Source organism: Siminovitchia fortis (assembly GCF_003605365.2).
Lineage (GTDB): Bacteria > Bacillota > Bacilli > Bacillales > Bacillaceae_C > Siminovitchia > Siminovitchia fortis.
Window position 1 is genome coordinate 1 of record NZ_QYTU02000041.1, and the last position, 12,457, is coordinate 12,457.

At 45.9% G+C, this 12,457-nt stretch carries 12 protein-coding genes and 1 riboswitch; all 12 genes read left to right on the forward strand.

From position 1 onward, the window contains the following. Positions 1-491 precede the first annotated feature (491 nt). Positions 492-1,034 carry a DUF2179 domain-containing protein gene (locus D4N35_RS15060; RefSeq protein WP_120075174.1) on the forward strand — a complete coding sequence of 181 codons (543 nt, stop codon included), beginning with the start codon at positions 492-494 and terminating at the stop codon, positions 1,032-1,034. Between the two features lie 5 nt (positions 1,035-1,039). Next, the gene (locus D4N35_RS15065; RefSeq protein ID WP_208646310.1) at positions 1,040-1,228 is read left to right on the forward strand and encodes an NETI motif-containing protein; all 189 of its coding nucleotides are present in this window, start codon (positions 1,040-1,042) and stop codon (positions 1,226-1,228) included. Between the two features lie 68 nt (positions 1,229-1,296). Beyond that, positions 1,297-1,397: riboswitch (purine riboswitch) on the forward strand. Positions 1,398-1,499: 102 nt separating this feature from the next. Next, on the forward strand, positions 1,500-1,988 hold the full coding sequence (gene purE, locus D4N35_RS15070; protein WP_120075178.1) for a 5-(carboxyamino)imidazole ribonucleotide mutase: 489 nt from the start codon (positions 1,500-1,502) through the stop codon (positions 1,986-1,988). Then, positions 1,975-3,102, forward strand: coding sequence for a 5-(carboxyamino)imidazole ribonucleotide synthase (purK, locus tag D4N35_RS15075; protein WP_120075180.1), 1,128 nt, complete (start codon positions 1,975-1,977; stop codon positions 3,100-3,102). The genes purE and purK overlap by 14 nt, the downstream gene beginning before the upstream one ends. A 24-nt stretch (positions 3,103-3,126) precedes the next feature. Next, entirely contained in the window at positions 3,127-4,422 is a 1,296-nt protein-coding gene (purB, locus tag D4N35_RS15080) for an adenylosuccinate lyase (protein WP_120075183.1), read from the forward strand. Positions 4,423-4,451: 29 nt separating this feature from the next. After that, entirely contained in the window at positions 4,452-4,703 is a 252-nt protein-coding gene (purS, locus tag D4N35_RS15085) for a phosphoribosylformylglycinamidine synthase subunit PurS (protein WP_120075185.1), read from the forward strand. Next, positions 4,700-5,386 (forward strand): phosphoribosylformylglycinamidine synthase subunit PurQ, encoded by a 687-nt coding sequence (gene purQ / locus D4N35_RS15090; RefSeq protein WP_120075188.1) that lies wholly within the window; start codon positions 4,700-4,702, stop codon positions 5,384-5,386. The genes purS and purQ overlap by 4 nt, the downstream gene beginning before the upstream one ends. Continuing rightward, a complete protein-coding gene (gene purL, locus D4N35_RS15095) occupies positions 5,370-7,595 on the forward strand; it encodes a phosphoribosylformylglycinamidine synthase subunit PurL (protein ID WP_120075190.1) in 2,226 nt (741 codons plus the stop codon). Before purQ ends, purL begins: the two co-directional genes overlap by 17 nt. Before the next feature lie 20 nt (positions 7,596-7,615). Next, the gene (purF, locus tag D4N35_RS15100) at positions 7,616-8,989 is read left to right on the forward strand and encodes an amidophosphoribosyltransferase (RefSeq protein ID WP_268920380.1); all 1,374 of its coding nucleotides are present in this window, start codon (positions 7,616-7,618) and stop codon (positions 8,987-8,989) included. 303 nt (positions 8,990-9,292) lie between these two features. Continuing rightward, positions 9,293-10,336, forward strand: coding sequence for a phosphoribosylformylglycinamidine cyclo-ligase (gene purM, locus D4N35_RS15105; protein WP_120075195.1), 1,044 nt, complete (start codon positions 9,293-9,295; stop codon positions 10,334-10,336). Further along, positions 10,333-10,905 carry a phosphoribosylglycinamide formyltransferase gene (gene purN / locus D4N35_RS15110; RefSeq protein WP_120075197.1) on the forward strand — a complete coding sequence of 191 codons (573 nt, stop codon included), beginning with the start codon at positions 10,333-10,335 and terminating at the stop codon, positions 10,903-10,905. The genes purM and purN overlap by 4 nt, the downstream gene beginning before the upstream one ends. A gap of 18 nt (positions 10,906-10,923) precedes the next feature. After that, positions 10,924-12,456 carry a bifunctional phosphoribosylaminoimidazolecarboxamide formyltransferase/IMP cyclohydrolase gene (purH, locus tag D4N35_RS15115; RefSeq protein WP_120075226.1) on the forward strand — a complete coding sequence of 511 codons (1,533 nt, stop codon included), beginning with the start codon at positions 10,924-10,926 and terminating at the stop codon, positions 12,454-12,456. Position 12,457: the final 1 nt, after the last annotated feature.

Here is a 12,457-nt window from a genome sequence, read left to right on the forward strand (position 1 = left end):
TTGCGAGAGCAGGACGCCGCCGGGCAACAAAGAAAACATGGGGTCAAGTACTTCATGTTTTTTTGTATTCCTAGGGCTCGGACAATCAGAAAATATCGAGCCGGTTGACTGGTTCAAAATCCAATCGTGCAATTCGAGCCGGAATTCGTGCAATTCCAGGTCCAGTTCGTGCAATTACGCTCCCAATTCGTGCAATTCCGCCTGAGTTCGTGCAATCACACCCTCATTTCGTGCAATTCCCACCCAATTCGTGCAATCCCGATCTTATTTCATAAATACCATCAAACCTGTATCCTCTATTTTCATTCACAGCTCACCGATCAAGTAAAGTTCTTCATATATTTTATCTATTCGAACACCCCTTTTTCTGAAAGTTTTCAGTCCTTCCTTCATAAGAATTAAGGATATTCCGATAATACTATTAAATATGAAAACGGATTAAAATCCTTTATAATTGTCTCAGGTTTAATTAAGAAAGGATGAGGCCCTCAATGTTGGAGAACAGCCTGGTAATAGTAGCCATTATTTTTATTATTAATGTTATTTATGTTTCTTTTTTCACGATCCGAATGATTTTGACTCTAAAGGGATATCGTTATGTTGCTGCTGTTGTCAGTATGATAGAAATTGTCATTTACGTCGTGGGCCTAGGACTGGTACTTGATAACCTGAATCAAATCCAAAATCTCATTGCCTATGCCGTAGGTTACGGTATTGGAGTTATTGTGGGTACAAAAATTGAAGAAAAAATGGCTCTTGGGTACATAACCGTAAATGTTATTACAAAAGAATATGACAGAGATCTTCCAAAACAGCTTCGAGACAAGGGGTATGGAGTGACAAGCTGGGCAGCGCAAGGGCTTGAAGGTGATCGAATGGCCCTGCAGGTCCTTACACCGAGAAAATACGAATTAAAGCTTTATCAGCTAATAAAAGACCTTGATCCGAAAGCTTTTATCATTGCCTATGAACCGAAGACGATTTATGGCGGCTTCTGGGTGAAATCTGTAAAGAAAGGAAAACTGCCTCATTGAGTTCTTTGAAAAAGAAATTTACCGTTGAGGAAAATGAAACAATCAGCGAATGTCTAGAAAGGATGGAGCGGGAGGGATACCGTCCCGTCCGGCGGATCGAAAAGCCGGTGTTCATGGAAGAGAAGAAAAAAGGAACAATTGAATATAAGCCAATCTCTCAAAAAGTTATTTTTGAAGGGATAAAAAAGACCTAAATCCGAACATTGGTAAACAAGTTTATTATATCGTTCGATTATTGTTTGACATCGAAACGATGGATTGTTAAGATTAAATTGTTAAACCTCATATATCATGGGGATAAGGCCCATCAGTTTCTACCCAATTACCGTAAATAATTGGACTATGAGGAAAGTGGGATTTGGGAAATATTTTTGTGTATGAACTCCCGGATAATCTGCTTTCTTTCCAGAAAGAAAGTAGTTTATCCGGTTTTTTATTGAAAAAAAGAGACGGAGGGTTTATTTCATGAAGGCCGAAGTCGGAATCATTATGGGCAGTACATCGGACTGGGAAACAATGAAGCATGCCTGTGATATCTTGGACGAGTTAGGGGTTTCTTATGAAAAAAAGGTTGTATCTGCGCACAGGACACCTGATTTGATGTTTGAATATGCGGAAACTGCCAAAGAAAAAGGATTGAAAGTCATTATTGCCGGTGCCGGCGGCGCGGCTCATTTACCGGGTATGGTCGCTGCAAAAACGCTAGTTCCCGTTATTGGGGTTCCTGTTGAATCCAGAGCTTTAAAAGGAATGGACTCGTTATTATCCATCGTTCAGATGCCGGGTGGCGTTCCGGTTGCGACTGTTGCCATCGGAAAGGCCGGTGCCACGAATGCAGGCCTTCTCGCAGCACAAATACTGGCGGCAGAGGATGGTGCCCTTTATAAAAGGCTTATAAATAGAAGAGATGCCTTAAAAGAAAAAGTTCTAGGAAGCAGTGATGAGCTTGTCTAAATTGATACAACCGGGAAGTACGATCGGTATTATCGGCGGAGGGCAGCTGGGACGAATGATGGCATTAGCGGCAAAACATGCGGGGTTTAAGATTGCCGTTGTCGAGCCCTCAGCCGATTCGCCCACAGGGCAAGTGGCAGATGAAGAAATCATTGCACCTTATGATGACAAGGACGCACTTTTAAAACTTGCTTCGGTCAGTGATGTGATCACCTATGAATTTGAAAATGTTGACTATGAAGCACTCAAATGGCTGACGGAAAAAGCCTATGTCCCACAGGGAGCAGAACTGATCAAGATCACCCAGGACCGTATTCTCGAAAAACAGGCACTGACGGATGCCGGCGTGGAAGTCGCCCCTTATGCTGTCATTCGCAGCAAAGAGGACCTGGATAAAGCTTTAAAACATATCGGTTTTCCGAGTGTTTTAAAAACTTCCCGCGGAGGATATGACGGCAAAGGACAGTACGTCCTAAACGAGACAGAAGATGCCAAGGAAGCAGCGTCTCTGTTAAAAAACGGACCATGTGTATTGGAATCCTGGGTCCCGTTTGAAAAAGAAATTTCAGTGATCATGACAAGAAGTGCAAATGGAGAGCTTGAAGTTTTTCCAGTCGGAGAAAATATCCATGTGAACAATATTTTACATGAAACGATTGCTCCAGCAAGAGTGTCCGAAAACGTCGTAAAGCAAGCCGAAAAATTGGCTGAAAAAATAGCCGCGCACTTAAATTTGGTCGGAACGCTGGCTGTTGAAATGTTTTTGACGAAAGATGAAAAGATATATGTAAATGAATTGGCGCCGCGTCCGCACAATTCAGGACATTACACGATTGAAGCGTGCAATATTTCTCAGTTTGGCCAGCATATCCGTGCAGTTTGCGGATGGCCTTTAATGAAGACAAGGTTATTGGAACAGGCTGTAATGGTGAATGTACTCGGCCAGCATGTGGAAGGCGTCATCGAACAAATCCCGCAGCAGCCGGATTGGAACGTTCATTTTTACGGAAAAATGGAAGCGAAAATGAACCGGAAAATGGGGCATATCACCATCCTGACCACCGACATGGATAAAACCCTGGAAGACTTGAATGGAAATGAGATTTGGAAATAGGTTGAAAAGAGAGGATTTCTGACAATGATTGAACGTTATACAAGACCTGAAATGGGTGCGGTTTGGGAAGAAGAGAACAGGTATAGGGCATGGCTGGAAGTTGAGATTCTGGCATGTGAAGCCTGGTCCGAACTTGGAGAGATTCCCAAGGAAGATGTAAAACAAATCCGTGAAAAAGCGGGCTTTGATGTTGATCGGATCAAAGAGATCGAACAGGAGACAAGGCACGACGTTGTAGCCTTTACAAGGGCTGTCTCAGAAACGCTCGGCGAAGAACGGAAATGGATCCACTACGGATTGACATCAACGGATGTCGTAGATACGGCCCTTTCTTATTTATTAAAGCAGGCCAATACAATCATCAGGAAAGATCTCGAGAACTTTATCACGATTTTACGTGAAAAAGCGGTTGAGCATAAAGATACGATGATGATGGGAAGAACGCACGGCGTTCATGCGGAGCCGACAACTTTTGGATTGAAGATGGCGCTCTGGTACGAAGAAATGAAAAGAAATCTGGAAAGATTCAATCAGGCAGCAGAAGGAGTCGAGTTCGGAAAAATATCCGGAGCTGTCGGCACCTATGCGAACATCGATCCTTTTGTAGAAAAATTTGTTTGTGAAAAGCTGGGGCTGCAGCCGGCACCTCTTTCAACGCAAACATTGCAGCGTGACCGCCACGCCCATTATATGGGAGTGCTAGCGCTGATCGCAACATCGATTGAAAAATTCGCCGTTGAAATTCGCGGCCTGCAAAAAAGTGAGACTCGTGAAGTGGAAGAGTTTTTTGCTAAAGGACAAAAAGGATCTTCCGCCATGCCTCATAAACGCAATCCGATCGCATCGGAAAATATGGCCGGAATGGCCCGCGTCTTAAGGGGTTACATGGTAACAGCCTATGACAATGTGCCTTTGTGGCATGAGCGCGACATTTCCCACTCATCCGCGGAAAGAATCATTCTGCCGGATGCAACCATTGCATTGAATTATATGCTGAACCGCTTCGGCAATGTCGTGAAAAACTTGACGGTCTATCCGGAAAATATGAAAAGAAATATGGATAGGACGCTTGGATTGATCTTTTCCCAGCAAGTGCTGTTAACGTTGATTGACAAGGGGCTTTCCCGTGAAGAGGCCTATGATACGGTACAGCCGAAGGCAATGGAAGCATGGGAGAAACAAATCTCATTCAAAACGTTGATTGAAGAGGATGCAACAGTCCAAAAGCTGCTGAACCAAGATGAAATTGATGCATGTTTTGACCCGAGGTATCACTTGAAACACGTTGATGCAATATTTGAACGTCTTGGACTGAACTAAAACTCGCGCATGCGGAAGGAGAAATGAAGATGTATAAAGTGAAGGTATTTGTAACATTGAAAGAAAGTGTCATCGATCCGGAGGGAGCGGCGGCAACAAAGGAACTGAAGAAATCCGATTTTCCTGAAGTTGAAAATGTCCGTGTCGGGAAATATATTGAATTGACAATTGACAAAACAGAAAATGTGGAAAAAGCAGTCCACGATATGTGCCAAAACCTTCTTGTAAACACGGAAGTTGAAGATTACCGCTTTGAAATCGAGGAGGCGGCTGCAAAGTGAAAATCGCAATAGTCGTTTTTCCAGGCACATCATGCGAATCTGATTTATATGAAGCCATTAGGCAGACCACCGGAGAAGAAGTGGAATATGTCCGTCACGACACTTTGAGCCTTGATGAGTATGATGCTGTTCTGATTCCAGGAGGAGCGTCATACGGTGATGCAGTCAGGCCGGGAGCCGTCGCCAAAAGGCAGCCCGTCATAAAGGGAATCAAAAAAGCGGCTGCAGCCGGAAAGCTTGTACTTGGCATCGGAAACGGATTTCAAATACTTCTTGAAGCTGGATTGCTTCCAGGCACCATGCTTACAAATGAAAGCTTGAAGTTTGTCTGTAAGCCGGTAAAACTCCAGGTGGCAAACAACGATACAGCATTCACTTCACTTTATGAAAATGGAGAAATCATTTCTCTGCCTGTAGCGCATAAAAAAGGTCATTTTTACTGCAGCGAAACGGAATTGAAGAAGCTGCAGGACAATCATCAAATCATCTTCACCTATACATCTGAAAATCCAAATGGCAGCTTGGCCGATATTGCCGGCATTACGAATGAAAAAGGAAATGTCCTCGGTATGATGCCTCACCCTGAAAGGGCTGTAGATCAACTATTGGGCAGCACCGATGGGGTTAAATTGTTCAAATCAATTGTACAAAACTGGAGGGAACAACATGTCACAAATGCTTGAGCCGACTCCATCCGAGATTAAAGAACAAAAGATCTATCAAGAGATGGGCTTATCGGACGAAGAGTTCGAACTTGCGGAAAAAATGCTTGGAAGAACGCCGAACTATACGGAAACCGGACTTTTTTCCGTCATGTGGTCTGAACACTGCAGCTACAAAAGCTCCAAGCCTGTGTTGAAAAAGTTCCCGACAGAAGGAAAACAAGTTTTACAAGGTCCTGGAGAAGGTGCCGGAATCGTAGACATTGGCGATAACCAGGCGGTTGTTTTCAAAGTTGAGAGCCATAACTCCCCTTCGGCTGTTGAACCATACGAAGGAGCGGCTACTGGTGTCGGCGGTATCGTCCGTGACGTATTTTCAATGGGCGCCCGTCCTATTGCAGCGATGAATTCTTTGAGATTCGGAGAATTGGATTCTCCATGGGTTCGTTATTTGCTTGAGCAGGCAGTGGCTGGAATCGCCGATTATGGAAATGCACTTGGTGTTCCGACAGTAGGCGGGGAGATCCAATTTGATCCGGCATATGAAAGCAACCCTCTAGTCAATGCAATGGTTGTCGGTCTCCTTAACCATGAAGACATGCAGAAAGGCCAAGCCAAAGGTGCAGGAAACACTGTTATGTATGTCGGCGCTGCGACAGGCCGGGACGGCATTCACGGAGCGACTTTTTCTTCAGCAGAACTGTCTGAGGATGAAGACGAAGAACGCGCAGCGGTACAGGCAGGCGACCCTTTTACAGAAAAACTGTTAATGGATGCATGCTTGGAACTTGTAAAATCGGATGCATTGATCGGAATCCAGGATATGGGTGCAGCCGGATTGACAAGTTCCTCTGCCGAAATGGCAAGTAAGGCAGGGTACGGCGTTGAAATGGATCTTGACCTGATTCCCCAGCGCGAAGAGAACATGACTCCTTATGAAATGATGCTGTCCGAATCGCAAGAGCGGATGCTGATCGTTATCAAAAAAGGAAGGGAACAGGAAATCATCGACCTGTTTGCAAAATATGACCTGGAAGCTGTAGCTGTTGGTCATGTAACGGATGATAAAATGCTTCGTCTTCTTCATAAAGGCAAGGTTGTGGCAGAAGTGCCGGCAGATGCCCTTGCAGAAGAAGCGCCGGTTTATCATAAAAAATTAGAGGTTCCGGCTTATTTCCGTGAGTTTCAGGAGATGGAAGTGGACATTCCAGAAGTAATAGATTACCAGGGAACCTTGCTTCAGCTTTTACAGCAGCCGACTGTTGCCAGCAAAGAGTGGGTCTACCGGCAGTTCGACCATCAAGTTGGGGCCAATACGGTCGTTACACCTGGCTCGGATGCAGCAGTTGTCAGAATTCCGGGAACGAATAAGGGAATTGCTATCACAACGGACTGCAACTCTCGCTACATTTATCTTGACCCGGAAACCGGCGGAAAAATTGCTGTGGCTGAAGCGGCGCGCAACGTCGTCTGCTCGGGAGCAGAGCCTCTTGCCATTACCGATGGCTTGAACTTCGGAAGCCCGGACAAGCCGGAAATCTTTTGGCAGATTGAAAAATCCGCAGAAGGAATCAGTGAAGCATGTCTGGCCCTTAACAGCCCGGTCATCGGTGGAAATGTTTCCCTTTATAATGAAAAAGGCGGAAAGGCGATTTATCCAACGCCGATCATCGGCATGGTCGGTTTGATAACGGACCTTGCTCATACAACTACACAGTCGTTCAAAGCAGCGGGCGACCTGGTTTACATGGTTGGAGAAACGAAACCTGAATTTGGCGGAAGCGAGCTTCAGAAATTGATTCATGGCGATATTTTTGGAAAAGCCCCTTCCATTGATCTTGCGGTTGAAGCTGAGAGACAGAAGCAGATTCTTGCAGCAATACGGGAAGGCCTTGTATCTTCTGCTCATGATGTTTCCGAAGGGGGAGCGGCTGTAGCCCTTGCTGAATGTCTGTTTGACACAGACGGGCTTGGGGCGGAAGTGACACTTGCCGGAGATAAAACAACAGCGTTATTCTCTGAAACACAATCGCGTTTTATTATTTCGGTCAGGAAAGAAAATCAGGCAGCTTTTGAAGAAATCGTAAATGACGCAACATTGATTGGTGAAGTGACAGACAGTGCAGAATTAGTCATCCTTAACGACAATAAAGAGCTATTGGTCAAATCCGACAGCAAAAAGATGGAAGAGGCTTGGAAGGGAGCTATCCCGTCTCTGCTGAATAAATAAGCATAAATGAGGTATGCGGTGTGTTTGGAATATGGGGTCACCCTGATGCGGCCAGAATGACATATTATGGTCTGCACAGTCTGCAGCATAGAGGGCAGGAAGGCGCCGGAATTGTTGTAACGGACGGAAAGCGCATGAAAGGCATAAAGGGAGATGGGCTCGTCAACGATGTATTTGATGAAAAGAAGCTCGACAGCCTGAAAGGCAGTGGAGCGATCGGTCATGTAAGATATACAGGAAAGAGCGGCATTGAAAATATTCAGCCGCTTCTCTTCCATTCATCAAGCGGAAGTCTTGCTCTTTCACATACAGGAAATTTGATCAACGCCAATGATTTAAAGCACCAATTGGAAATGCAGGGCAGTATTTTTCAGACGAATACAGATACAGAAGTGCTTGCGCATCTGATTAAGCGCAGCGGATACCTGGCGCTAAAAGACAAGGTGAAAAATGCACTTTCGATGGTGAAAGGTGCGTACGCCCTGATTGTATTGACGGAAGATGAGCTGATCATCGCACAGGATCCGAACGGATTACGGCCGCTCTCCATCGGAAAAGTTGGAGATGCCTATTGTGTCGCGTCAGAAACATGTGCATACGATTTGATCGGAGCGGAGTATATCCGCGATGTTGAACCGGGGGAATTGATCATCATCAACGATGAAGGCATTCATGAAGAGCGCTTTTCCCTATCAGGTTCCCACGCTATGTGTACGATGGAATATGTTTATTTCTCAAGGCCGGACAGTGACATTCGCGGAATCAACATCCATACGGCAAGAAAAAATCTCGGAAAGCGGCTCGCTCTAGAAGCAAATGTCGAAGGTGACGTCGTAACAGGAGTCCCGGATTCCAGCATTTCCTCCGCCATCGGTTTTGCAGAAACCGCAGGGATACCGTACGAACTTGGGTTGATTAAAAACAGATATGTCGGAAGGACTTTTATCAAACCGACTCAGGAGCTTCGCGAGCAGGGAGTGAAAATGAAACTTTCCCCTGTTCGAAAGGTGGTCGAGGGAAAGCGTGTCATCATGGTCGATGATTCAATTGTACGCGGTACGACAAGCCGGCGGATTGTACGGATGCTAAAAGAAGCCGGTGCGACCGAAGTCCACGTATGCATCAGCTCTCCGCCGATGACGAACCCTTGCTTTTATGGAATCGATGTTTCAACGCATGAGGAACTGATCGCTTCCAGTCACAGCGTGGAGGAGATCCGTGAAATCATCGGTGCGGATTCACTCACATTCCTAAGCGTTGAAGGCATGCTGAAGGCCATCGGAAGGGAAGGCCTGGGTAAAAACTGCGGCCAGTGCATGGCCTGCTTTACCGGCGAATACCCAACGGAAATCTACCCGGATACGCCATTGCCGTATGAGAAAGAGATGGAGTAGGAAAAGCGTAGGGCGACGTTTAGCGACCTACAGACTGGGATAAGTGCCCGAAAAGTGGCGCAAGCTCTGAAAACGGTAACGAATCGGGCGGATAAGTGCCCGAAAAGTGAGGCAAGTTCGGAAAACGGTAACGAATCGGGTGGATAAGTGCCCGAAAAGTGGCACAAGCTCGGAAAACGGTCACAATCAGCGGTTACATCGCACAATTAAACAATAGAGTGGCCCGTTATTAAAAATTTTTCAAAAAAGGCGGCGATTTCTCGCCGCCGCTTGATTGTAAAAAGGTGATAGGAGGCAATAAGGATGGCTGATGCCTACCAAAGAGCCGGAGTCAATATTGAAGCCGGCTATGAAGCGGTTGAGAAAATAAAGAAGCATGTGAAACGGACGAACAGGACCGGTGTCATGGGGCAGCTGGGCGGATTTGGCGGTGCATTCGACTTGTCGGAAATGAATATGAAGGAGCCTGTCCTCATTTCCGGTACAGACGGTGTCGGTACAAAACTGATGCTTGCTTTTATGATGGATAAACACGATACAATCGGCATCGATTGTGTGGCCATGTGCGTCAATGATGTTGTTGTCCAAGGAGCGGAGCCTCTTTATTTTCTCGACTATATCGCTTGCGGGAAGGCGGTTCCGGATAAAATCGAACAGATTGTCAAGGGAATCGCGGATGGCTGCGAGGTGGCTGGATGTGCCCTGATTGGCGGAGAAACGGCCGAAATGCCTGGAATGTATGGGGAAGATGAATATGATCTTGCCGGTTTTACAGTGGGCGCCTGTGAAAAATCCCAGTTGATCAATGGGGAGAATATTAATGAAGGTGATGTGCTGATCGGCCTGGCATCAAGCGGAATCCATAGCAACGGCTATTCACTTGTCCGTAAAATTTTCTTCGAAGAAAATCAATTCTCCCTTGATGAAAGTTTGCCGGAATTGAACGGCCCGCTCGGAGAAGAACTGCTTACACCTACGCGAATTTATGTAAAACAGGTCATTTCTGCGCTTCGGGAGTTTGAAATCAAAGGGATGGCCCATATTACCGGCGGCGGTTTTATTGAAAACATTCCAAGGATGCTTCCGGAAGGACTGGGCGCTGAGTTGACAGAAGGCTCTTGGCCTGTTTTGCCTATCTTTGAAGCTCTGAAAAAATACGGAAAGCTGCAGACAGAGGAAATGTACAATATTTTTAACATGGGAATCGGCCTTGTCCTGGCAGTAGATCCGGACGATGCTGACGAAGCCATCCGCTTTTTTGAAGAGCAGGGCGATAAAGCCTATAGGATCGGTACTGTCATTAATGGAGAAAGCGTACAATTTTCAGGGGCAGGTACACAAAAGTGAAAAAGATAGCAGTGTTTGCGTCTGGGAACGGCAGTAACTTCCAGGCCATCCATGACGCGGTTGAATCCGGAAAGCTCCGGGCAGAAATAAAATTGTTGGTTTGTGACAAGCCTGGCGCCTTTGTCATTGAAAGGGCAAGGAAGGCAGGGGTGCCTGTTCTGGAATTCAGTCCAAAACAATACGCATCCAAAGTGGAGTTCGAGACGATGCTTCATGAAGAACTCCAAAAAAATGACGTGGACTATATTGTATTGGCCGGATATATGCGTTTGATCGGATCGGTGCTGCTCAAACACTATCCTGAACGAATCATCAATATCCATCCATCGCTGCTGCCTGCTTTTCCGGGTGTTGATGCGATTGGCCAGGCTGTCGCCACAGGCGTGAAAGTAACTGGTGTCACGATTCATTTTGTGGATGAAGGCATGGATACAGGCCCAATCATCGCTCAAAGGGCCATCGACATTCAAGACGGAGCAACAAAAGATGAAGTTGCGCAAAAGGTTCACGAAATTGAACATGAATTTTATCCTGAAACGCTCGATAAGCTGTTTGAGGGAAAAAGATAAATGGAAGGTGCTGCAAGAATGAAACGAGCGCTCATTAGTGTGTCAGATAAAACCGGAGTCGTCGATTTTGCGAAAGAATTAATCAATTTGGAATTTGAAATTTTATCAACCGGCGGAACGAAAAAAATACTGGAAGAGAACAATCTGCCTGTTACGGCAGTTGACGAGGTGACAGGGTTTCCGGAAATTTTGGAAGGCCGTGTAAAAACACTTCATCCGTTCATCCACGGAGGCCTGCTTGCCAAAAAGAATGACCCGTCCCATATGGCTCAGTTGGACAAGCAGGGGATCAAAGGGATCGATGTCGTGTGCGTCAATTTATATCCGTTCCAGAAAACGATCGAAAAACCAGGCGTAACCGTCGAAGAAGCCATTGAAAACATTGATATCGGCGGTCCTGCGATGCTTCGCGCTTCTGCCAAAAATCATGAAAGTGTTGTTGTTATTGTCGATGCCGCCGATTATGGGCAGGTCTTAAATGAACTTCGCTCAAATGAAGATGTTTCGCTTGAAACGAGAAGAAAACTTGCGGCAAAAGTGTATCGCCATACAGCGGCATATGACGCTTTGATTGCGGAATACATGACAAACTTGGTCGGCGAAGAACAGCCTGAAAGAATGACATTCACATATGAGTTGAAACAATCGCTGAGATACGGAGAAAATCCGCATCAGAAGGCATCTTTTTATGAAAAGCCGCTTGGATCTAAGTTTTCCATTGCCCATGCCAAGCAGCTTCATGGAAAAGAGCTTTCTTTTAACAACATCCGTGATGCTGACGCAGCTTTACAAATTGTAAAAGAATTTGACAAGCCGGCAGCAGTGGCCGTCAAACATATGAACCCTTGCGGCGTCGGAACGGGCGAGAATGCGGCAGACGCTTTTTCAAAAGCATATGAAGCCGATCCGACTTCCATTTTCGGAGGAATCATCGCGTTCAACCGTGAAGTGGACGAAAGTGCAGCAAAAATTTTAAAAGAAATCTTCTTGGAAATTATTATTGCGCCTTCTTTTACAGAGGAAGCCCTGAACATTTTAACAGCCAAGAAAAATATCCGTCTGTTGACCGTTTCGTTTGATGAAAAAAATACGCCCGAAAAAGTGTTGACTTCCATTGAAGGCGGATTGCTTGTACAAGATCAGGATGCTCTTGGCCTTGCTGACGCAGAACTGACTTTCCCTACAAAGCGGAAGCCGACAGAAGAAGAGATAGCAGCTTTGAAACTGGCATGGAAAGTGGTCAAGCATGTGAAATCAAACGCCATCGTTGTTGCGGATGAAGCGATGACCCTTGGTGTGGGAGCAGGACAGATGAACCGTGTAGGTGCGGCGAAAATTGCGATTGAACAGGCAGGGGAAAGAGCGAGAGGCGCCGTGCTTGCATCTGATGCTTTCTTCCCGATGAGTGATACCGTAGAAGAAGCGGCAAAAGCGGGAATTACAGCCATTATCCAGCCGGGAGGGTCCATTCGCGACGAAGATTCAATCAAAGCCGCGGATGAACATGGAATCGCTATGGTATTTACTGGCGTGCGTCATTTTAAACACTAAA